This window comes from Micromonospora musae (genome assembly GCF_003626635.1).
Taxonomy (GTDB): Bacteria; Actinomycetota; Actinomycetes; order Mycobacteriales; family Micromonosporaceae; genus Micromonospora; species Micromonospora musae.
Genome location: NZ_RAZT01000002.1, coordinates 273,482 through 295,460, shown reverse-complemented (window position 1 = coordinate 295,460; position 21,979 = coordinate 273,482). Strand labels below are relative to the sequence as shown.

Genomic DNA, 21,979 nt, shown 5'->3' with positions numbered 1-21,979 from the left:
GATCAGCCCGCCGCGCCCACCGACCGGTAGACCTCCAGCGTCCGCGCCGCGATGGCGTCCCAGGAGAAGTGCTCGACGGCCCGGCGCCGACCGGCCAGCCCGAACGCCGCCACCCGCTGCGGGTCGCCCAGCAGCTCGTTCATCCGCAGGGCGAAGTCGGCGACGAAGCGCTGCGGATCCAGCGGTCGCCCGGAGCCGTCGGCGGCCTGCTCGATGGGGACCAGCAGGCCCGTCTCCCCGGCGGCCACCACCTCCGGGATGCCACCCGTCGCGGTCGCCACCACCGCCGTCTCGCACGCCATCGCCTCCAGGTTCACGATGCCCATCGGCTCGTAGATCGACGGGCAGGCGAAAAGCGTGGCGTGCGTGAGGACCTGGATAACCTCGTGCTTCGGCAGCATCTCGGCCACCCAGATCACCCCGGACCGGTTCGCCCGCAGCTCCGCGACGAGCCCCTCCACCTCGGCCGCGATCTCCGCCGTGTCCGGCGCGCCGGCCAGCAGCACCAGCTGGGTGTCGGCCGGCAACTCCCGGGCGGCGCGCAGCAGGTACGGCAGTCCCTTCTGCCGGGTGATCCGGCCGACGTAGACCACGCTGGGCAGCGCCGGGTCGATGCCGAGCCGGTCCAGCACGTCCGTGCCCGGATCCGGCGCGTACTGCGCGGTGTCGATGCCGTTGTAGACCACCCGCACCCGGTCCGGGTCGACCTCCGGGTAGGCGGTGAGCACGTCCCGCCGCATCCCCTCGCTGACCGCGATGACCGCGTCGGCGGCGAGCACCGCCGTGCGCTCGCACCACGAGGAGAGCGCGTAGCCGCCGCCGAGCTGCTCGGCCTTCCACGGGCGCAGCGGCTCCAGGCTGTGCGCGGTGACCACGTGCGGCACCCCGTGCAGCAGCTTCGCGGTGTGGCCCGCCAGGTTCGCGTACCAGGTGTGGCTGTGCACCACGTCGGTGCCGGCGCAGCCCGCGGCCATCTCCAGGTCCACGCCCATCGTGCGCAGCGCGGCGTTCGCCCCGGTCAGCCCCGGCGGCTCGGCGTACGCGGTGACGCCCGGCTCGGTGCGCGGCAGGCCGAAGCAGTGCACCCGTACGTCGGCGAGGTGGCGCAGCTCGCGGGCCAGGTACTCGACGTGCACGCCCGCGCCGCCGTACACCTCCGGCGGGTACTCGCGGGTGAGCAGATCGACGCGCAGCTCGCCGGCTGCGGGGGTGGAGTCGGGCATTCCCGCACCCTAGTGCAGAAGTCCGACCGTACGAGTGGTGAGATCGCACGCGGCTGGTTAGCGTCTGACCATGGCTGCCAAGGTGCTCGCGATCGTCCTGGCCGGCGGAGAGGGCAAGCGCCTCATGCCGTTGACCGCGGACCGGGCCAAGCCGGGCGTCCCGTTCGGCGGGATGTACCGCATGGTCGACTTCGTCCTCTCCAACCTCGCCAACGCCGGCTACCTCAAGATCGTGGTGCTGACCCAGTACAAGTCGCACTCCCTGGACCGGCACATCACCAAGACCTGGCGCATGTCGACGCTGCTCGGCAACTACGTCACCCCCGTACCGGCCCAGCAGCGCCGCGGCCCGTGGTGGTTCGCCGGCTCGGCGGACGCCATCTACCAGAGCTTCAACCTGATCAACGACGAGCAGCCCGACTACGTGATCGTCTTCGGCGCCGACCACATCTACCGGATGGACCCGCGGCAGATGGTGGAGGACCACATCGCCTCAGGAGCGGCCGTCACGGTCGCCGGGATCCGGCAACCGCTCTCGACGGCCGACCAGTTCGGCGTCATCGAGGTCGGCGAGGACGGCCGGCGCATCCGGGCGTTCCGCGAGAAGCCCACCGACGCGGTCGGCCTGCCCGACGCCCCCGACCAGATCTACGCCTCGATGGGCAACTACGTCTTCACCACCAAGGCGCTCTGCGAGGCGGTGGAGCGCGACGCGGAGGACAACACCAGCAAGCACGACATGGGCGGCAACATCATCCCGATGCTGGTCGAGCGGGGCGAGGCGAACGTCTACGACTTCAAGGACAACGAGGTGCCGGGGAGCACCGACCGCGACCGCGGCTACTGGCGGGACGTCGGAACGCTCGACTCGTTCTACGACGCGCACATGGATCTGATCAACGTGCACCCGGTCTTCAACCTCTACAACTTCGACTGGCCGATCTACACCGAGCAGCCCCCGTACCCGCCGGCGAAGTTCGTCCACCAGTGGGGAGAGCGGGTCGGCCGGGCGGTCGGGTCGCTCGTCTCGCCCGGCGCGGTGATCTCCGGCTCGCTCGTCGAGAACTCGGTCGTCTCCCCGAAGGTGCGGGTCCACTCGTGGGCGCACGTCGACGGCGCGGTGCTCATGGAGGGCGTGGAGATCGGCCGACACGCCGTGGTCCGCCGCGCCATCCTCGACAAGAACGTCTTCGTGCCCGAGGGCGCCGAGATCGGCGTCGACCTGGAGAAGGACCGGCAACGCTATGTTGTCTCCGACAACGGGATCGTGGTGATCGGCAAGGGCCAGCGCGTCGAGCCGTGACGGCGGTCGCCGTACGCATGAAAACGGGCGCCGCCGGGAAGAGAACGGCGTCCGTCCCGTCCGAGGAGGTTGCCGCAGTGGCCCACCCCCGTGCCGGTCAACCGGCCCAGCCCGCCGACCTGGTCGACGTGCCCCGGCTGGTGACCGCCTACTACGCCGAGCACCCGGACCCGGGTGACCCGGCGCAGCGGGTCTCCTTCGGCACCTCCGGCCACCGGGGGTCGAGCCTGCGCCGCGCGTTCAACTCCGACCACATCGTCGCCGTCACCCAGGCGCTCTGCGACTACCGGCGGCAGCAGGGCGTCGACGGCCCGCTCTTCCTGGGCCGGGACACCCACGCCCTCTCCACCCCCGCCGCCGTCGACGCGCTGGAGGTGCTCGCCGCCAACGACGTCACCGTGCTGCTCGACAGCCGGGACGGCTACACGCCGACCCCGGCGGTGTCGCACGCCATCCTCACCCACAACCGGGGGCGCACCGGCGGGCTCGCCGACGGCATCGTGATCACTCCGTCGCACAACCCGCCCGACGACGGCGGCTTCAAATACAACCCGACCAACGGCGGGCCGGCCGACACCGACGTCACGAAGTGGATCCAGGACCGGGCCAACGACCTCCTCGCCGACGGGCTCGCCGGGGTCCGGCGGATCCCGTACGCCCGGGCCCGCGCCGCCGACACCACCGGGACGTACGACTTCCTCGGCCGGTACGTCGACGACCTGCCGGCGGCGATCGACGTCGACGCGATCCGCGCCGCCGGGGTGCGGATCGGCGCCGACCCGCTGGGCGGGGCGAGCGTCGCCTACTGGGGTGAGATCGCGCAGCGGCACGGCCTCGACCTCACCGTCATCAACCCGTCGGTCGACCCGACCTGGCGGTTCATGACCCTCGACGGCGACGGGAAGATCCGGATGGACTGCTCGTCGCCCAACGCGATGGCGTCGCTGATCGCCGCCCGCGCCGACTACCAGGTCTCCACCGGCAACGACGCGGACGCCGACCGGCACGGCATCGTCACCCCCGACGGCGGCCTGATGAACCCCAACCACTACCTGGCCGTGGCGATCGGCCACCTCTTCCGGACCCGGTCGCAGTGGGGTCCGGCGGCCGCCGTCGGCAAGACCCTGGTCTCCTCGTCGATGATCGACCGGGTCGCCGCCGACCTCGGCCGACCGCTGCTGGAGGTGCCGGTCGGGTTCAAGTGGTTCGTGCCCGGCCTGCTCGACGGGGCGGTCGGCTTCGGCGGCGAGGAGAGCGCGGGCGCCTCGTTCCTGCGCCGCGACGGCAGCACCTGGACCACCGACAAGGACGGCATCCTGCTCTGCCTGCTCGCCGCGGAGATCATCGCGACGACCGGCCGGACCCCCAGCGAGCACTGGACCGAGCTCGCCGAGCGCTTCGGCGCCCCGGCGTACGCCCGGATCGACGCCCCGGCCGGCCGGGAGGAGAAGGCCGTGCTGAGCAAGCTCTCCCCGGAGCAGGTGACCGCCACCGAGCTGGCCGGCGAGCCGATCACCGCGACCCTCACCACGGCGCCCGGCAACGGCGCTCCGATCGGCGGGCTGAAGGTCACCACCGACTCGGGCTGGTTCGCCGCCCGGCCCTCCGGCACCGAGGACGTCTACAAGATCTACGCCGAGTCGTTCCAGGGGGCGGAGCACCTGACCCGGATCCAGCAGGAGGCGAAGGACCTGGTCACCGAGGTGCTCAAGCAGGCCTGAGCCGTACGAGGACTTCTCACCTCGTTGGCCGCGGTTCCCGCGGTCAGCGGGGTATCTCCCGGCGGTCGAGCTGCTCGCGGAAAGCCTGTGGAAGCAGCTCGCGGAGCTGCCCGGGCAGCAGCGGCAGATCCATCAGGCTGAGCTTGATCTGGTTGCGCTCCTGGTAGCGGCGCGGGTCGAGGCGGACCACCATCCCGGCCTCCCGGCGGTAGGTGATGTCGATCGCCCCCTCGGAGGTCGCCTCCCGGAAGACCCGGCCGTCCACCTCCACCGCCACCGGCCCGGAGTCGGGGGTGAGTTCGAGCCGCACCTTCTCCTCCGGGCTGAGCACGACGGAGCGGCTGATGCCGGCCATCGGGGCGGACGGGGTGACCACCACCGCCTGGGTCGCCGGGGAGACCAGCGGACCACCCGCCGCGTAGCTGTACGCGGTCGAGCCGGTCGGCGTACTCACCACGAGCGCGTCGCAGCGGTAGTAGCCGTAGCGCTGGCCGTCCACGGCGAGGGTGGCGATGACGAGCCCGGTGCCGGGCCGGCGGATCAGCGCGATGTCGTTGAACGCCACCACGTCGTCACCGCAGACGTCACAGGCGAGGCAGCTGTGCGCCTCCACGGTGAAGTTCTTGTGGGTGAGCCGGTCCAGCGCCTCGGGCAGCTCGGGCGGCTCCACCTCCACCAGGAAGCCCAGCCGCCCCAGGTGCACGCCGAGCACCGGTTTCGGGTTGTCGACCGTCGACCGGAGCGCGCCGAGCATCGTGCCGTCCCCGCCGATGCTGATGAGCGCGCTGACCCGGTTGACCAGCTCGTCCTGGGGGAGCGCCTCCACGCTCGCGGGCACGCGGTCCCGGTCCTCCTCGCGAACGGCGAGACCCTTTCCGTGCCGGGCCGCCCAGTCGGCGACGATCGCGATGATCTCGGAGGCGTCCCGCGTCGGGTGCAGCACCAGCCCGAGCAGGGAGCGGTCCATGAGTTCCTCCCGCGGGCTGGACTAACTTCCTCGTAACCGACATTTTGTCGCATCGTTGAGGAGGTTGCTTATGAACGAGCGTGCTGGTCGAGATCATGCCAGTTCGTCAGGGTGATCGACGGCAGATCCAGGAGGGCGATCGAACGTGCATGCGCCGGTTGGGCGTGGGATTCTGTTCGCGGAGCGCTGCCGGCGCCTTGAGCGGAAAATCGCCCTTTACAACGAGCCGAGGTCCCGGGCCGAGATCGAGCGGATCCAGGTCGAACGGTTCAACCGGATCTGGGCGTACTGCCTGACCCGGGTGCCGTTCTATCGGTCCTGGCGCAGCGAGCACGGCCTGCCCACGAGCATCGGCCGACCGTCGGACCTCCGCCACTTCCCGACCCTCGACAAGGAAGTGCTCATAAGCCGATCCGCCGAGGTCTTCGCGTCCGGCTCGACGAAGCGGGCCTACAGTACCGGCGGGAGCACGGGGCAGCCCACGCGGTTCCCCCGAGGGCAGGCCGAGACGACCGACCGCTGGGTGAACAACTACCTCGGCCGGGCCTGGTGGGGGATCCGCCCTCTCGAGCCGCAGGTGCTGCTCTGGGGGCACGCCCACCTTTTCGGCAGCGGCCTGAAGGGTCGGATCGCCCAAGCCAAACGTGCGACCGCCGATGGGATCCTGAACATCAGGCGATTGAACGCATACGATCTCAGCGAACCGGCGCTCCAAGCGCACTATCGGGTGATTCGAGACCAGAACCCTGTCTCGCTGGTCGGCTACACGTCGGCCGTATTCAAGCTTGCCCGCTACATCGAACGCGAGGGCCTGGACCTGGGTGACAAGAGCCAGCTGCGCGGGGTGATCCTCAGCGCGGAGACGGCCAGTGACGCAGACCTCGCCACGATCGAGCGGGTTTTCGGAGCCACCGCACTGATCGAGTACGGAGCCGCAGAGACCGGCTTGATGGCGATGTCCCAGGGAGAGCCCCGTGCTATCCGCGTCCTGTGGGACAGCTTCGTATGCCTCGTCTCCGACGACGGTTCGCTCACCGTCACCACCCTCGACGATCGGCTGTTTCCGCTGATCAACTACGCCATCGGCGACTGCGTCGAGCCGACCGATGCCGTCGACGGCAACGCGTTCCAGTTCCGCTCGATCCTCGGTCGGCGGCAGGAGGTCGTCCAGGTGGCGTCCGCGCAGGGGATCCTCGACCTCTCTCCGATCCTGCCGGTGCACATTCTCAAGAGCTACCCGGGAATCGTCGGCGTGCAGTTCCGTCAGGAGCGACCTGACGCGCTACACATCTACGTGGAGGCCGACCACGAGCTGGATCTGGACGGCGTCAGCTCGTTCTTCGCGCGCGAGCTGCGACAGGACCATCCCGACCTTCGTGCCGACTCGTTCACGTTCCATCAGGTTGCGGACCAGGCCCGTACCCGCGCCGGCAAACACGCGCTGTTCCTGTCCTGACCCAGGCCCACCGCGTCGCTGGGCCTGGGTCAGCTAACAGCTGCCGGATCCGTCTCCGATATTGGTCCTGCTGCGGCGGGTAGTGTCGGAGACCGCCCGGTGCTCAGGCCCGCCAGCAGGCGATTCAGCCGGTGAGCGCGCGACCGCCTCACCGGCCTACGACACCCGCCGGCGGGGCCGGTCGGCGCTCCGGGTCCGGCACCGCACTGTGCCGCCTCCGATGCCGGCCGCGCCCGAGTCGACGGGACAGTGCGGTGAGTACGAGGACTCCCGCGACGAGCACCTCCGCGACGGTCGCCGCCGCCGCGGCGCCTGTCGGGCCGAGCGCCGTCGTCTGGATGAGGAGCCCGCCGCAGAGGAGCAGAGCTATCGCCAGAGCGATTCGGGTTGCGGCGCCGTAGTTGCCGTCGCCGATTCTGTTCAGCGCGATGGCACGGCTCAGGGTGGCGAAGGGCAGGGCCAGCGCCAACAGTTGCAACCAGAGCGCGGCCTCCGGAATCGGCAGGGCGAGCAGGCTGGTGGCGAGCCATGGTGCCGTCACGATGACGCCGGCGGCGATGACGACCGCGCCGGCGACGGCGATCATCTCGCTGTCCCGGTTGACCGCAACAGAGGGGCCGAGCCTGTGGCGGCGTCGGGTGCGGACCGCCATCGGCACCCGGAGCCCGCTGAACGTGACGGCGACCAGAGCCTGGTAGATGCTGGTCAGCGCCCCGAAGCAGCCCACGACCTGCGGGCTGGCGACCAGTGAGAGAGCGATCGTGCCGGCGCGCCCAGTGAACGCCTCGGCCAGGCTGTACGTGAACAGTTGCCGGCTCAACCGGAAGGCGCGGATGGCGGCCCGCAGTGACAAGCCGCTCCACATCGGACGGGCGGCGGACGGCCCTCGGCACGCGAGGACCTCCGTGCTGACCAGGTAGCTGAGGGCGCCGGCCAGCAGTGCGGTCGTCAGCGGAGCGCCGGCGATCAGCAGCAACATGGCTAGGAGGCGGGTACCCGTCACCGCGGCCGACGCCGCGACGAACCGCATCTGCCGGGCGAGGTCGCCAAAGCGCAGATCGGCGAGACTGTTCAGGACCATGACGCTGCCGGCGCTGATCAGAGCGGTCATGCCGTACCCGCGATCGACGTAGAGGGCGGCTATCACCAGCATGGCGGTGATCATGGAAGGCACCGCGAAGAGCAGCCGCTGACTGTGTGCCGCCCGACGTTCGTCGTCGTTGCCGGACACGTACAGCAGCGAGGACCCACCCATGACAAGGTTCGCCACCCAGGTCAGCGCGGCCGTCATGACGCTGTAGGCCGCGATCTCGCCGGTCTGGCCCTGCCGCGCTGTGTACGCGAGCATCGCGGCATTCAGGAGGCCGCTCACCAGGCTGGCCACCGATGCCACGATGGTGTTGGACCGGACTCCCGCCGGGCGGCCCTGTTCGGCTTCCGTTCGCTCGGGGACCGCCTGCTCCGGCGTCAACCGATGCTTCAATCATGATCCTTTCACGCGGCACGGCACTGACAGCCGCCCGCCCGCCGACCGGTACCGGTCAATTTGGGTCGGCGGCCAACCTGATCCGGTCGAGGATGTTCGGCCCGGCGCTCTCCGCTCGCCAGGAGTGGTAGGCCCTACCCGCCGCACGTCGCGCCTCAAGCCGTTCCGCTGGGCTGAGACCCGCGAGCCGGTCAATCTGGTGCGACAGGGTGGCTGGTGTGACGTCCGCGAGGACGGCCCCGCCACCCGCCTGGAGGACGGGGGTCCACGGCGTCTGGTCCGAACAGATGACCGGGCAGGACGCGGAGAGGCTCTCCGCGATGACGTGACCGAAGTTCTCACCACGGGTCGGGAAGACGAAGGCGTCGTAGCGCGCAAAGGTGGGCCGGACCTCGTGGGGCGCGAGTTCGCCCCGGTAGGAGAGCGTCACGGACGCCGGTAACCGTCGGGCGAGCTGCTGGCATTCAACCCAGTAGGCCGTGTCCTCCAACGGGCCGTAGATGTCGAAGACCATCTCTCGAGTGGTGTGCGAAAGGGCCTCGATCACCGCCGATAGGTTCTTGATCGGGCTGATTCGACCGATGAAGACGAGGCGCGGCGGTCCGTCGATCTGGCTGGGGGTGATCGCCTCCGGCGGAAGCGAGGCCTCGTTACGCCGCGTCTCGATGCGAGATCCGGGAAATACTTTTCTGATCAGTTGCGCCTCGTGTGGGCTGGTGGCGTGCCAGAGAACGTCGGGCCGCCTCAGAAAGGGTTGCCAGACGCGCAGGAACAAGCGCTTTTTCCGGTTCTTCACGCCGAGTGCGCTCGTCGCGAGTTCGCCGCGCGGTGCGATGAGAGTCCGCTCGACTCGGATGAGGCGTGCCCGAGCCGCGATGATCGGCAGAATGGACGACCTTGCCCAGAGGCTGTTGACGTACAGAAGGTCGAATCTGGTTGATCGGAGTGCCTTCAGCAGCCCGAACCACTGGCCTGGACGACGCGGGTCGAGGTACCAGATGTGGGTCCGGCCGCGGCGTACCCAGCGGCCTGAAAGCCCAGGATAGGGTTCGGATGATCCGAGGTCGCGATCACGGGTCACCATCGTCACTTCGATCGCCGGCGACACGACGTCAAGCAGTTGGGCGACCGATCGGATCGGTCCGCCAGCCCGGAACCCGGGCTCGAAGAAGTCGCACGTCAACAGTACGCGAAAAGGTGGTGCCGAAGTACTTCTCGCCGGCTCGTTGGCGGATTGCGGTTCATGGACGGCCACCGTAGATGTTGGATTACGAATGCTGTTCGCGGCTGCGGTGATGCTGCCGTCGCGCCGTACGCCGAGGGTGTCCGCCACGCCTGGCTAACGAACAGCGGTCGGGATGGGTGACGTCTGCGGCGGGAGTCGGAGACGATGTGGCGAAAGCCGTCCCGAAATCTATCGAAAATGGGGCGGAATGATCTGCTCGATATATGCTCCGCTCTCATGAACTCATGCACCGGGGTGCGCGCTGTGGCAGGTGGAGATCGGGGCGCAGGCCCGCGCCACGCCCGTGACCCGTTCGACAGTGCGACCGCGCCCCCCGCAACCAGCGGCTTCTGGCGCTGGTTTGCGGGGATGGCGTGGCTGGTGCTGGGCGTCGCGTGCCTGCTCCTCGAACGGAATACCCCCACTGGTTGGGGCCGGGAGGGAAGCCTCGGGATGAGCCTGTTGGCGACACTCTTCGGCGCGTGGGTCTTCTGGCGCGACGGAGGTTGCCGGATCACGGCAGTGGGGGTCTACAACCTCGCCTTCGCGCTGTTCGTCGGCTTCAGCGGCCTCTACCAGGTGGTCAAGGCGTGGGATAACGATCCCGGGATTCCACTCTTCAGCGCCATTGCCCTCTGCTACTTCACGCAGGTGACGACGTGGCTGTTGTTCTGGGGCGGCACGGTGTCACGCCGGCTGCCGTCGTACGCCGGGCAGGCGGACGGTAGAACGGCCGGCTGGGCGGTGAAGTGCGGCGCTCTCCTGCTGCTGCTCGCGGTGGCCGCGTCGATGGCCACACCGGATTCGCTGACAATGGCCAACCCGGTCGGCTTCGTCGGCGTCGTGCTCCTCGCCGTGGGGCTGCTGCGGGGCCCGGCCGGACACCGCACGATCCTTTGCGCGTTGGTCCTCCTGGTCGCCTTCTCGCTCTACTTCACCTACCTGTTCAACGGGTTCGGTCGGATCGTCGTCGGCACGTTGGCCCTCGCGCTCCTGGTGATATCGGCCCATCGGGACGAGCGGCCGCGCACGAAGCTGCTCGTTCTCGCAGGTGCGGCGCCGGTGTTGCTGTTCCTCGCCGGGCTCCGCGCCACCGATGCCCAGGGTTCACCAGTGATCGCCGATGAGGACGGCTTCGGATCCGCGGTCAGTCCGCTCCACTCGTTCGCGCAGTTGCTGCACCTGAACGGAATGGGGTTGCTGCCCCGCGGATGGGGGGAGACGTTCGCCAATACGGCAGTCAGCCTCGTCCCCCGGGCGATCTGGGAGGACAAGCCCGTCGGCTTCGGCGCGGATCTCGTCACGTTCCTCACGCCCGAGCTCGTCGGCACCGGCCACTCGGCGGCGGCGCTCTCCCACGGAGAGTGGCTGTACAACTTCGGTCTGCTCGGGCTCGTTCTGATGATCCCGGTGACCGGCCTCGCCGTCCGATTCATCGACCGGCTGCTGGTCTGGGCGTCATCCAGCCCGCTGACCACTCCGTACGCCCTGGGCGTCTATGCCGGCGCGGTCATCGCCGCCGTCGGACTGTTCGATCTCGTCTGGGTCGGCAGCTTCACCTACGTGGTCCGTGGCGGCGGGCGCCTGCTCGCACTGGCTGCGGTGATCCTGCTCATCGGTTGGCGGGTCTCCCGCGCGATGCCGGACCACCTCGTCGGCCGGGGCGTGACGCAGGTCGCCCGGCGTGCCCGGCCCCTGACGCGTGCACGGTGACCGGGTTCCGCCCCGCCCCGCGACCGCTGTTCGGCGCTGTCGCGCTCCGGACGGCCCCGACCCGTGGACCGGTCGGACGCGGCACCTCGGCACACCGTCGCCATAGGTGACGGGGCCCAGCGGGACGGACGTGCCCGGTGTGGGCGAGGGCGGCCGCCACCGCGAGCCAGAACAGGTACGGATAAGGCTGGCCGGTGCCGAACATGGCGGATTCGGTGAGCTGTACCAGCAGACCCGTGACGACGAGCCAGACGAGGCCGGACCCGACACCGTGGAGGGCGCCCCGAAACACCACCACAAGGCATACCAGCCCTAGCAGGAGGAGCACTGCCGCGCCGGCAAGCCCTAGTTCCAGGACCCACTGGAGATAGCTGTTGTGCACGGAATTCCCCTGGAAGTCGAAGAAGTCCGACTGCCGGGTGCCCTCGAAGAGCGAGGGTCCGGCCGCGTACCCGTAGCCCACGCCGGGGCGAGCTTCCCAGAAGTCGAGCGTCAGTTGCCAGGCGAAGATGCGGCCGTTGGAGACGTCGCCGCCTTCCTGGGCGGTGAACCGATCGGCGAGGCCGTTCGCCCATTCGGCGCCCCGCAGCAGACCGAAGCCGCCGACAAGTTGGAGCGCGGTCGCCGCCAGCGCGACGGCGCAGACGCAGCGCACCACCGCACCGAGCCCACTGCGGGCGAGTACCCAGAATCCGCCAATCGCTACGGCGAGCAGCGCGGTACGGGACTCCGACAACACCAGCGCAACGACGGCCGGCACGATTCCGGCTAGGGCGAGAGGTCTCTGCGATCGACGATAGAGGCTCCACCCGACGGGGATGCTCATGGCGCATAGGACGCTGAGTGTGTTCGGGTTGGCGAAGATGCCTTGGAGTCGACCGCCGTAGGTCCTCGAGTTCTCGCCGCCGAGAACGTCGTACGCCAGGCTTGCGGTGAAGCAGAGGACCAGCAGAACGTACGCGATGCCGAGATCCTTGCCGATCACTCGTGGGTCGGCCCAGCGACGGGTGATCATCGCGTGCACCAGCGCGGCGAGGAGCCCGAGCGCGATGCTCTGCTGAAGGGTCTCCATCCTGTTCACCGACCAGGCGGTGCTGCAGACGGCGAGGGCTGCGGCCGCCCAGAGACCACCGATCAACCACCGGGCGGGCCGACCGAGCGAGCGGAGACTTCGCCGGCCCTGTGTGCCGGTGACGAAGGTCCAAACGACGAGCGCCGCGACGGCTACGTAGCGGGCATGGAAGCTGAACCGGGTGAGGACCTCGACGTTGGACGCGGCGCAGAGCATCAGCACGACGGCGACGGAGTAGATGCGCTGCCACCCGTCGAGCGACCGGGCGGAGAGGGCGATGAGCGCACCGAGCGCGATGACCGCCGCGAGTGCTGGTTTCGAGCCAGCGTAGCCGGCTGCGGTGCCGACGATCACAACACCGGCCGCGAAGAGGAACGGATTTGAACGGCTGGCCGGCATGCGGTCATCCTTGCCTCGGGAGGTCGCTGACGGCGGGGTGGCTCACCTGCTCCTTCGTCCGGGCAGGCATGCGTCGCCACTTTTCTAACAACGGACCGGGAGGCGGGCCGGAGATCTGGCGATCGGCCCACCGAACGGCTGACGCGTCGGCGGCGTCATCTCGTCGCATGTTGCCTCGACCCGACCGTTCCGGGATCCGTCGGCCGTGCTGTTAATCCCGTTCTGTGCGTTTCTCCCGCTGCCTCCCGCTCGTTGCGGCAATTGTGCTCTGACCGTGGCCGTGACCAGCACGGCTACGCGAGCCGCCATCAACGAACGGAGCGTCAGTGAGCTACTCGACCACCGGACGCCGCGTGCTCATCACCGGCGGCACCGGTTCCTTCGGCCAGACCATGGTGCGTCGTCTCCTCGAACGGGGAGTCGGCGAGGTCCGGGTGTTCAGCCGGGACGAGGCCAAGCAGGACGCCATGCGCCGCGTGCTCGGCGACGACCGGGTTCGGTACCACGTCGGCGACGTGCGCGACTACGACTCGGTGCTCAAAGCCAGCCGGGGCATCGACTACGTCTTCCACGCGGCCGCCCTCAAGCAGGTGCCGTCGTGTGAGTTCTTCCCGCTGGAGGCGGTCCGGACCAACGTGCTGGGCAGCGCCAACGTCATTGAGGCGGCCGAGCGCACCGGCGTCGGCTCGGTCGTGGTGCTCAGCACCGACAAGGCCGTCCACCCGGTGAACGCGATGGGCATGAGCAAGGCGATGATGGAGAAGGTCGCCCAGGCACACGCGCGGAACAACCCGAACAGCGCCACCACCGTCTCCTGCGTCCGGTACGGCAACGTCATGTACTCGCGTGGATCCGTGATCCCGCTCTTCATCGAGCAGATCAAGGCGGGCCGGGCGCTGACGGTGACCGACCCGGGAATGACTCGCTTCCTGATGTCGCTGGCCGACTCGGTGGAGCTGGTCGAGCACGCCTTCGCGCACGCCCGGCCCGGCGACATCTTCATCCGCAAGGCCGTCGCCTGCACGATCGGCGACCTCGGCGAGGCGATCTGCCAGCTCTTCGACGTGCCAGCCAAGTTCGACACGATCGGCGTGCGGCACGGGGAGAAGTTGGACGAGACGCTGGCCAGCCGGGAGGAGCTGCTGCATGCCGAGGACTTCGACGAGTTCCTCCGGGTGCCGCTGGACGCGCGGAACCTGAACTACGCGCTCTACGTCTCGGAGGGGGAGCTCGGCGACGGGCCGACCGAGGAGTTCAACTCGTCGAACGCGCCGCAGCTCGCCGTACCCGAGATCGTCGAGCTGCTGAAGACCCTGCCCGAGGTGCGGGCTGAGCTGGCGCTGCGGGATCCGGTGCTGGCGTGCTGAGGCTGGCCGTCACCGGGGCCGGTGGTTTTCTGGGCTGGCACGTACGAGTGCTGCTGCACGCGCTGGGCTGGCCCGCGCCGACCGTGATCAGCCGGACGGACCTCGTGGACCCGGCGACGGTGGCGGCCAAGGTCGCCGGGGTCGACCGGGTGCTGCACCTGGCTGGGGTCAACCGGGGCGAGCCCGCCGACGTGGCGGCCGGCAACGTGCAGCTCGCCGCTCAGCTCGCCGAAGGACTGCGCCGCGCGGCCGTGCCGCCGGGATCGGTGGTCTTCGCCAACTCGGTGCAGGCCGGCAACGGCACCCCGTACGGCGACTCGAAGGCCACTGCGGCCGGCATCCTCGCCGACACCGGCCTCCCCCTCGACGACCTCCTCCTGCCGAACCTCTACGGCGAGCACGGCCGCCCCTACTACAACTCGGCGGTGGCGACGTTCTGCCGAGTGCTGGCCGAGGGCGGGCGGCCCGAGGTGCACGCCGATCGCGAGCTGGAGCTCGTGCACGTCACCGACGCGGCGGCCCGGCTGGCCGGAGTGCCGGCCGGCGGATCGTGGGACCCGGACCTGCCGCCGCTGCGGACCGGCGTCCGGGGCCTGGCCGACCGGCTCGAGGCGATGGCGACCACCTACCGCACCGGTGAGGTCCCGAGTCTGTCGGACCGGCACGACGTGCGGTTGTTCAACACCTACCGGTCGCACTGCTTCCCGACGCACTACCCGATTCCGCTGCCCCGACGCGCCGACGCCCGCGGCGCCCTGGTGGAGACCGTGAAGGTGCACGGCGGCGCGGGGCAGACGTTCTGCTCCACCACCCGCCCCGGTGTCACCCGCGGGGAGCACTTCCACCTCGCGAAGGTGGAGCGGTTCGTGGTGCTGCGGGGCTCGGCCGAGATCAGCCTGCGGCGCGTGGGCGACACCGAGGTGCTGCGGTTCCCGGTCAGTGGTGACGAACCGGTGCTGATCGACATGCCGACCATGTGGGTGCACAAGCTGGTGAACACCGGCCCCGACGAGCTGCTCACCCAGTTCTGGACCAACGAACTCTTCGACCCGGATCGACCGGACACCTGGCCCGAGCCGGTCGAGGAGGCACACACCGCGCCGGTGGTGGTCGGCGCGTGAGGATCGGCCTGATCAGCCAGTGGTATCCGCCCGAGGGGGTCTTCATCCCCGGCAACCTGGCTCAGCGGCTGGCCGAGCGCGGACACGAGGTGCGGGTGCTCACCACCTTCCCGAGCTACCCGTACGGGCGGGTCTTCCCCGGTTGGCGGCAACGCTGGCGGCACCGCGAGACCGACGGGGCGGTGGCGGTACGCAGGGTGCCCGCCTATCCGAGTCACGACACGTCGGCCCTGCGCAGGGGGTTGAGTCACCTCTCCTTCGGCGTCACCAGCGCGGCCGCCGGGGTGCGGTGGCTCTCCGGCGTCGACGTCACGTACGTCTATCACCCGCCGCCGACCTCGATCGCGGCGGCGGCCCTGGCGCGCGTCGTGCGCCGGACGCCGGTCGTGCTGCACGTGCAGGACCTCTGGCCCGAGTCGGTGGTGCAGTCGGGCATGACGCCCACCGGCCGGGGCGGGCGCGCGTTGGAGCGGATTCTCGGTGGGTTGATGCGCCGGACGTACCGCTCGGCGGACAGCATCGTGGCGATCTCGCCGACGATGGCCGAACGGGTGGTGGCGCGCGGTGCCGACCCGGCCAAGGTCCGGGTGGTCTGGAACTGGACCGACGACGTGCTCTTCCGCCCGGTCCCGGCCACCGACGAGGCCCGCGCGGTGCTCGGCCACCGAGGCCGCTGCACGGTGATGTTCGCCGGGAATCTCGGCCTGCTCCAAGGCCTCGAGACGGCCATCAGGGCGGCGGCCGCCGTACGGGACCGGATGGACCTGGTGCTGGTCGGCTCCGGGGCGGACGAGGACCGCGCCCGTCGGCTCGCGGCCGAGCTCGGCGCCGAGAACGTCCGCTTCGTCGGCCGGCGACCGGCCGACGAGATGGCCGACCTCTACGCGGCCGCGCAGTGGCAGCTGCTCTGCCTGCGCGACGTGCCCGCCCTGCGCGCCGCCGTCCCGTCGAAGCTGCAGGCCGCGCTCGCCTGCGGCGCCCCGGTTATCGCCTCGGTGGCCGGCGACACCGCCGCGCTGGTCCGGTCGACCGACGTCGGCCTCACCTGCCCCCCAGAGGACTGGCGGGCGCTCGCCGAACGTTTCACCGAGGCAGCCGCCCTGCCCGCGGCCGTACGCCAGGAGATGGGACGACGGGCCCGGCAGGTCTATCAGGAGCGGATGTCGCTGCGGGTGGGCGTCGACCAGTTCGAGGACATTTTGACCAAGGCGGCAGCACAGAGGGGACGGGCATGACCCGGATCATGACGGTGGTCGGCACCCGACCGGAGATCATCAGACTGTCGCGGGTGATCTCCCGGCTCGACGACACGGTCGACCACCTTTTGGTGCACACCGGACAGAACTGGGACACCACCCTCTCCGACGTCTTCTTCACCGAACTGCGGCTGCGCACGCCGGACCGGTTCCTGCGCGTCGACACGTCGTCGCTCGGCCGGGTGCTGGGCGGTGTGCTCGTCGGGGTGGAGGCCGCCATCGCCGAGTACCGGCCGGACGCGCTGCTGGTGCTCGGTGACACGAACAGCTGCATCGCCGCGCTGATGGCCCGGCGGATGCGGGTGCCGGTCTACCACATGGAGGCCGGCAACCGCTGCTTCGACCTGAACGTGCCGGAGGAGACCAATCGCCGGCTGGTCGACCACGTCGCCGACTTCAACCTTGTCTACACCGAGCACGCCCGGCGCAACCTGCTCGCCGAAGGGCTTCACCCGCGGCGGGTCCTGCACACCGGCTCACCCATGCGCGAGGTGCTGGAGCACTACCGGGCGGAGATCGCCGCCTCGACCATCCTGCGGCAGCTCGAACTCGAACCGGGCCGCTACTTCATGGTCAGCGCGCACCGCGAGGAGAACGTGGACTCGCCGGCCCGGCTGCAGCTGCTGCTGGACTGTCTCCGGGCCGTCCACGACCGCTGGGGCCACCCGGTGCTGGTCTCCACACATCCGCGTACGCGCAAGCGGCTGGAGGCGCTGGCGCCCGACGCCGACGCGCTGGAGGACATCGCCTTCCACGAGCCGTTCGGTCTGATCGACTACGTGCACCTGCAGACCCGGGCCTTCTGCACGCTCTCAGACAGCGGAACGATCAGCGAGGAGGCGGCGATCCTCGGCTTCCCCGCGGTCACCCTGCGGGAGTCGATCGAACGGCCCGAGGCGCTCGACGCCGGCGGCATCATCATGACCGGGCTCGACCCGGAAGGCGTCGTGGAGGCGGTGCAGGTCACCGTGGACCAGGTCGCCGCGCAGGGAGTGCCCTGCCCGGCCGACTACCGGATCCCCGACACGTCCCGCCGCGTCGTCGACTTCATCCTCTCCACCGTCCGCCGGCACCACGACTGGGCGGGCATCCGCCGCTGACTGCCGGTACTGCAGAGGTCGGGCAGTCGCCGTTCCCTCTGAACGGCGACTGCCCGGAAGTCTCCGGTGGACACTCAGCGGCCCGACTTGGCCTTCGCCGCGGCGGCCTTCACCGCCTCGGTCTCGGCCTGACCGGCGAACCAGTCGAGCCAGCCGGCACCGGTCCGTGGCCGGGCCAGACCCGGGTAGCGGAGCCGGGCGAAGGTCTCCGGCAGGCGGTTGGTGAGCTGGCGGACGGCGAGCGCGCCGAGCCCCCAGAACGCGACGACGGCGTTCAGCACGGCGATGGCCACCGTCGCGGCGGGGAACCAGCCGGGCAGCCACCCCGGTTCGGTCGCCAGGAAGACGGCCGCGACCACGGTGGGCGCCGCCAGCGTGCCCGCCAACCACATGGCGACCTGGATGACGAACGGGTTCTCCCCGGCGTCGGTGGCGTTGACCCGGCGATGCGGGTCGACGCCGGGGGTGACCCCCAGCACCGACATCAGGACCGCGACCCCGCTGCCGGCGCCGATCAGCGCCACCAGGCCGGCGAAGACGGGCAGCGTCAGGTGGTGACCGCCGGTCAGGACGATCATGACGCCGGAGAGCAGCAGCGCGGGCAGCCCGAAGTACGCGATCAGCCCGAGCTGGCGTCCGCGCACGTCGGCCCGGATCGCCCGGGGATGCTGTGCCACGACGAGCTGCCACAGCGCCGTACCGTCCTGGCCGTAGAGGTTGGCGCCGCTGAGCGCGACCATCAGCGCGACGCCGGCCCCGGCGAGGACGGCGATCTGCGGGACACCGGCGATAAAGCCGTAGCCCGCGAGGAACAGCCCGAACCAGATCGACGTGCGGATCTCCAGGCTCCGCCACGGGTCCCGCCACCAGGAACGCAGCTCCTTGCCGACGACGGCGCCGAGCTCGCTGCCCGGTAGCAGCCCCGGCCGGGCGAGCACCCGTGTGCCGAGCGGGGCCCGGCGTCGCCGCCTCGTGCGGTTGCCCACGTAGGGGGTGAGCAGCGCCACCGCCGCGCCGACCGCGAGTGCGGTGGCGCCGGCGAGCAACCCGAGCCAGGCCGCCGCGCCGGCGAGGTCACCGGCGCCCGCCGCCTCGACCGCGCGTACCGGCCAGCCGGCCGGGGTCCAGGAGAGCACGGTGCTCATCGCCGTGCCGGGCAGACCCTCGTCGAGCAGGCGCGGGACCGCGTTGAGGACCGGTGAGACGATCAGCCAGCCGACCATCAGGGTGGCGATGAGCAGGCCGTACTGCACGGCCGCGATCTCCACCCCGACGTGCGTGCGCATCGCCGCACCGAGCAGGGCGTAGACCGTGCGGGAGACCGCCACGCAGAGGACCAGGAAGAGCAGCGCGCCGGGGAGGGCCACCAGGGCGGCGAGCGCCGAGCCCGAACGGACCCCGTGACCGATCAGCGCGGGGGTGGCGAGTGCGGTCACCGCGCCGCCGACCCCGACGAACGCGGAGGCGAACAGGCCCACCGCCAGCCGACGCCGCGGCAACGGCAGCAGGGTGAAGTACTCGGGACGCAGCACGGCCGCCCCCGAGGCGAGCACCGGCCCCACCAGCCAGCCCACGAACCAGCCGATCAACACCAGGGTCAGTACGTCGCTGCGGGCGCCCGGCCTGGCGAGGAGCAGCGCCGCCCAGGTCGCGGCGACGGCGGCGCTCCCGAGGACGATCCCCCAGGTGCGCCGGAGGCTCGGGCTGTGCCGGCGGATCGTGAAGGTCAGGCGGATCAGCTGCCCAACCACGCCAGCTCCCCCTCCGCCGCCGCGCGCTCGCCGACCAGCTCGACGAAGACGTCCTCGAGGCGCGCGCCGGCGCGTACCTCGTCGAGGGTGCCGTCGACCAGCACCCGCCCCCCGGCGATGATCGCGACTCGGTCGCAGAGCTCCTCGACCAGACCCATCACGTGCGAGGAGATCACCACCGCCCCGCCGGCGGCGACGAAGCGGCGCAGGATGCGCCGCAGCACCCGGGCCGAGACCGGGTCGACCGCCTCGAACGGCTCGTCGAGCACCAGCGCCTTCGGGTTGTGCAGCAGCGCGGTCGCCAGGCCGATCTTCTTGCGCATGCCGGTGGAGTACTCGACGACCAGGACGCCCCGCTCCTCGGCCTCGTCCAGCTCCAGCACGCTGAGCAGCTCACGAGCCCGGTCCCGGACGGCGGCCGGCGGCATCCCGCGGAGCAGACCCCAGTAGTGCAGCAACTCGCCGCCGGTCAGCCGCTCGGGCAGGGCGAGACCGTCCGGCAGCACGCCAAGCATCGCCTTGGCGCGTACCGGTTCGGCCCAGACGTCGACGCCGTGCACGTACGCGGTGCCGAAATCGGGGCGCAGCAGCCCCACCGCCATCGCCAGCGACGTGGTCTTGCCGGCGCCGTTGGGCCCGACGAGCCCGGTGAGGGAGCCGGCCGGCACCCGCAACGTCACGGCGTCTGCGGCGAGCCGGCCGGAGAAGTCCTTGGTCAGACCGTCCAGGTGAAATGCGACTGATCCCACCGCCGCATTTTAGAGTTTCGATTCAAACGCCACGCTCGCCGAAGCGCCGCACCGGGCCGGCGTGTCGACGGTCGCCCGGGAGGCGGCGGGACCGGCTCTCAGCGCGACGACAGCCGTACGTCGACCGGGTTGTCCACGATCGGCCCGACCGGCTGGGCGGAGAGGAGCGTGAGCTGCTCGATCACCTTCGCCGGCTCGGCGTACGGGTCGAGCCCGCTGACCTCCATCGGGTCCAGGGCGGGCACGGCGACGTGCGACACCAGGGGGTGGAACGGCCGGGTGTCGACCTCACCGGTGCCGAAGAGGTCCTCGTGCAGCTTCTCACCGGGGCGCAGCCCGGTGTAGACGATCGGCACGGCGCTGGCCGCCTGCTCGGCCATCTGGCGGGCCAGATCGGCGATCCGGACCGGCTCACCCATGTCCAGCACCAGGGCCTCGCCGTCACGCCCGATCTCGGCGGCCTGTAGCACCAGGTGCACGGCCTCCTGCACGGTCATCAGGTAGCGGGTCACCTCCGCGTGGGTGACGGTCAGCGGCTTCCCGGCCTCGATCTGCCGCTGGAAGGCGGTCACCACGGAGCCTCGGCTGCTCAGCACGTTGCCGAACCGGACGCTGAGGAAGGTTCCCGGGAACCGGGAGGCGGCGTGCGCGGTCAACCGCTCGGTGATCCGCTTCGAGTAGCCGAGCACGCTGATCGGGTCGGCCGCCTTGTCCGTGGAGATGTTCACGAACTTCGCCACGTCCTGACAGGCGTCCAGCACCGACAGGGTGCCCCAGACGTTCGTCATGACCGCCTCACCGGGGTGGCGCTGGAGGAGCGTGAGGTGCTTGAGCGCCGCCGCGTGGAAGATGATCTCGGGCCGGCGTTCCCGGATGATCCGGCGGATGCGCTCGTCGTCGCGAAGGTCGGCGAGGATCAGCTCCGGCCCGTCCAGCATGGCCTTGCCGGAGAGCGACATCTGCAGGCCGTGCAGGGCGGACTCGTCCCGGTCCAGCATCATCAGCTCGCCCGGGTCGGCCTTCATCACCTGGCGGCAGAGTTCGGAGCCGATCGACCCGCCCGCGCCGGTGACCAGGATCCGCCGACCGGTCAGGCCGTTCGTGCTCAGGGAGAGGTCGCCGACCACCTGCCGGCGGCCGAGCAGGTCGCTGATCTGCACGTCACGTACGTCGGTGACGGTGATCCGGTGGTCGACCAGGTCCCGTACCGGGGGCAGCACCTTGAACGCGGCCCCGGTCGGGAGGGTCGCCTCGCGGATCTCGCGGATCAGCGCGGCATCGGCGTTGGCCACCGAGAAGATGACGGAGTTCGCGCCGGTACGCCGGACCGCCGCCGCGACGTCCTGTCGCCCGCCGAGCACGCGCACCCCGCCGACGCGCAGGTCGCGCTTGTCCGGGTCGTCGTCGAGCGCGCCGACCGGCAGGTACCGGCCGCGCGGATCGCTGAGCATCGCGCGGAGCAGACCCTGCCCGGCATCGCCCATGCCGAACAGCAGCACCGGCGTCGACGACCGGACGTCCGGCCGCATGGCCAGGTCACGCCGGTGGCGGTACGCGAAGCGCGCGCCGAGCATGAAGAGCAGGGCCAACGCGCCACCCACCAGCGGCGTGCTCGCCGGCACCGGCCGGTCGGCGGAGGGGAGGAGGCCGAGCAGCACGATCCCGGCGGTCGTGATGGTGGTGCCCGCGACGCCCTGTACCTCCTGAAGGCTGCCGAGAGGGTGCCGTCCGCTGTAGAGGCGACGCAGCGCCGCCACCGCCACGTACATGACGGCGGCGCCCACCCCGATGATCGCGGCCCGGCTGAGCTGCGACGGGGGGAGTTGGAACTCGTACCGGGTCCAGACGGCCGTGATGAAGCCGCCCACCCACGCCGTGGTGTCGGTGGCGAGGAACCCCGCGGTGCGACGCCGAGCCATGCTCCGGCGGGTCCGCTGGTCCGTGCGTTCGATGCTCGCTGTGTCCTGCGGCATGTAATGGCTCCTGTTCGTCTTCCGACCGCTCCCACCGCACGGCAGAAGGAATCCCTACCCTTGTCCTTGTTGCATACCATCCGTACCGGTTTGGGCG

General features: G+C 70.5%; 16 protein-coding genes. 8 read left to right on the top strand and 8 right to left on the bottom strand.

Translation table 11 applies throughout. From position 1 onward, the window contains the following. Positions 1 to 2 precede the first annotated feature (2 nt). Positions 3 to 1,223 carry a glycogen synthase gene (glgA, locus tag D7044_RS04360; protein WP_120688038.1) on the bottom strand — a complete coding sequence of 407 codons (1,221 nt, stop codon included), beginning with the start codon at positions 1,221 to 1,223 and terminating at the stop codon, positions 3 to 5. Between the two features lie 70 nt (positions 1,224 to 1,293). Between glgA and glgC the strand changes: the two genes are divergently transcribed. After that, on the top strand, positions 1,294 to 2,526 hold the full coding sequence (gene glgC / locus D7044_RS04355; RefSeq protein ID WP_120681169.1) for a glucose-1-phosphate adenylyltransferase: 1,233 nt from the start codon (positions 1,294 to 1,296) through the stop codon (positions 2,524 to 2,526). Between the two features lie 77 nt (positions 2,527 to 2,603). After that, positions 2,604 to 4,247, top strand: a complete 1,644-nt coding sequence (gene pgm / locus D7044_RS04350; protein WP_120688037.1) for a phosphoglucomutase (alpha-D-glucose-1,6-bisphosphate-dependent) — start codon at positions 2,604 to 2,606, stop codon at positions 4,245 to 4,247. 43 nt (positions 4,248 to 4,290) lie between these two features. Here pgm and D7044_RS04345 read toward each other — a convergent pair whose 3' ends face one another. Next, complete coding sequence (locus D7044_RS04345; RefSeq protein WP_120688036.1) at positions 4,291 to 5,214, bottom strand: NAD(+)/NADH kinase; 924 nt, start codon at positions 5,212 to 5,214, stop codon at positions 4,291 to 4,293. Positions 5,215 to 5,359: 145 nt separating this feature from the next. Here D7044_RS04345 and D7044_RS04340 point away from each other — a divergent pair, with 145 nt between their 5' ends. After that, positions 5,360 to 6,670 carry a phenylacetate--CoA ligase family protein gene (locus tag D7044_RS04340; RefSeq protein WP_120681176.1) on the top strand — a complete coding sequence of 437 codons (1,311 nt, stop codon included), beginning with the start codon at positions 5,360 to 5,362 and terminating at the stop codon, positions 6,668 to 6,670. Positions 6,671 to 6,818: 148 nt separating this feature from the next. Here the strand turns inward: D7044_RS04340 and D7044_RS04335 are convergent, their stop codons facing one another. Further along, the gene (locus tag D7044_RS04335) at positions 6,819 to 8,054 is read right to left on the bottom strand and encodes a hypothetical protein (protein WP_147434575.1); all 1,236 of its coding nucleotides are present in this window, start codon (positions 8,052 to 8,054) and stop codon (positions 6,819 to 6,821) included. A gap of 157 nt (positions 8,055 to 8,211) precedes the next feature. Further along, the gene (locus D7044_RS04330) at positions 8,212 to 9,489 is read right to left on the bottom strand and encodes a glycosyltransferase family 4 protein (RefSeq protein WP_147434574.1); all 1,278 of its coding nucleotides are present in this window, start codon (positions 9,487 to 9,489) and stop codon (positions 8,212 to 8,214) included. Between the two features lie 261 nt (positions 9,490 to 9,750). Between D7044_RS04330 and D7044_RS04325 the strand changes: the two genes are divergently transcribed. Then, on the top strand, positions 9,751 to 11,094 hold the full coding sequence (locus D7044_RS04325; RefSeq protein ID WP_147434573.1) for a hypothetical protein: 1,344 nt from the start codon (positions 9,751 to 9,753) through the stop codon (positions 11,092 to 11,094). On the opposite strand, the gene D7044_RS04320 is transcribed toward D7044_RS04325, so the two are convergent. Beyond that, the gene (locus D7044_RS04320; protein ID WP_120681184.1) at positions 10,994 to 12,565 is read right to left on the bottom strand and encodes an O-antigen ligase family protein; all 1,572 of its coding nucleotides are present in this window, start codon (positions 12,563 to 12,565) and stop codon (positions 10,994 to 10,996) included. The genes D7044_RS04325 and D7044_RS04320 overlap by 101 nt on opposite strands. Before the next feature lie 326 nt (positions 12,566 to 12,891). On the opposite strand from D7044_RS04320, the gene D7044_RS04315 reads away from it, so the two are divergent. The 4 genes from D7044_RS04315 to wecB are packed head-to-tail and all read left to right on the top strand — an operon-like array spanning position 12,892 to position 17,409. Further along, positions 12,892 to 13,932, top strand: a complete 1,041-nt coding sequence (locus tag D7044_RS04315) for a polysaccharide biosynthesis protein (RefSeq protein WP_120681186.1) — start codon at positions 12,892 to 12,894, stop codon at positions 13,930 to 13,932. Then, positions 13,926 to 15,053 carry a polysaccharide biosynthesis C-terminal domain-containing protein gene (locus D7044_RS04310; protein ID WP_120681188.1) on the top strand — a complete coding sequence of 376 codons (1,128 nt, stop codon included), beginning with the start codon at positions 13,926 to 13,928 and terminating at the stop codon, positions 15,051 to 15,053. Before D7044_RS04315 ends, D7044_RS04310 begins: the two co-directional genes overlap by 7 nt. Further along, positions 15,050 to 16,288 carry a glycosyltransferase family 4 protein gene (locus D7044_RS04305; protein ID WP_120681190.1) on the top strand — a complete coding sequence of 413 codons (1,239 nt, stop codon included), beginning with the start codon at positions 15,050 to 15,052 and terminating at the stop codon, positions 16,286 to 16,288. The genes D7044_RS04310 and D7044_RS04305 overlap by 4 nt, the downstream gene beginning before the upstream one ends. Then, positions 16,285 to 17,409 (top strand): non-hydrolyzing UDP-N-acetylglucosamine 2-epimerase, encoded by a 1,125-nt coding sequence (gene wecB / locus D7044_RS04300; protein ID WP_120681192.1) that lies wholly within the window; start codon positions 16,285 to 16,287, stop codon positions 17,407 to 17,409. Before D7044_RS04305 ends, wecB begins: the two co-directional genes overlap by 4 nt. A gap of 74 nt (positions 17,410 to 17,483) precedes the next feature. On the opposite strand, the gene D7044_RS04295 is transcribed toward wecB, so the two are convergent. The 3 genes from D7044_RS04295 to D7044_RS04285 all read right to left on the bottom strand — a co-directional run bounded on the left by D7044_RS04295 (position 17,484) and on the right by D7044_RS04285 (position 21,882). Beyond that, on the bottom strand, positions 17,484 to 19,160 hold the full coding sequence (locus D7044_RS04295) for a hypothetical protein (protein ID WP_120681194.1): 1,677 nt from the start codon (positions 19,158 to 19,160) through the stop codon (positions 17,484 to 17,486). Beyond that, positions 19,145 to 19,909 carry an ABC transporter ATP-binding protein gene (locus D7044_RS04290; RefSeq protein WP_120681196.1) on the bottom strand — a complete coding sequence of 255 codons (765 nt, stop codon included), beginning with the start codon at positions 19,907 to 19,909 and terminating at the stop codon, positions 19,145 to 19,147. The genes D7044_RS04295 and D7044_RS04290 overlap by 16 nt, the downstream gene beginning before the upstream one ends. 98 nt (positions 19,910 to 20,007) lie before the next feature. After that, positions 20,008 to 21,882 carry a polysaccharide biosynthesis protein gene (locus D7044_RS04285; protein ID WP_120681198.1) on the bottom strand — a complete coding sequence of 625 codons (1,875 nt, stop codon included), beginning with the start codon at positions 21,880 to 21,882 and terminating at the stop codon, positions 20,008 to 20,010. Between the last annotated feature and the right edge of the window lie 97 nt (positions 21,883 to 21,979).

Coding starts and splice junctions, on each gene's coding strand:
- D7044_RS04285 (WP_120681198.1), bottom strand. CDS start 21,882: ATGCCGCAGGACACAGCGAGCATCGAACGCACGGACCAGCGGACCCGC.
- D7044_RS04325 (WP_147434573.1), top strand. CDS start 9,751: ATGGCGTGGCTGGTGCTGGGCGTCGCGTGCCTGCTCCTCGAACGGAAT.
- glgC (WP_120681169.1), top strand. CDS start 1,294: ATGGCTGCCAAGGTGCTCGCGATCGTCCTGGCCGGCGGAGAGGGCAAG.
- wecB (WP_120681192.1), top strand. CDS start 16,285: ATGACCCGGATCATGACGGTGGTCGGCACCCGACCGGAGATCATCAGA.
- D7044_RS04320 (WP_120681184.1), bottom strand. CDS start 12,565: ATGCCGGCCAGCCGTTCAAATCCGTTCCTCTTCGCGGCCGGTGTTGTG.
- D7044_RS04345 (WP_120688036.1), bottom strand. CDS start 5,214: ATGGACCGCTCCCTGCTCGGGCTGGTGCTGCACCCGACGCGGGACGCC.
- glgA (WP_120688038.1), bottom strand. CDS start 1,223: ATGCCCGACTCCACCCCCGCAGCCGGCGAGCTGCGCGTCGATCTGCTC.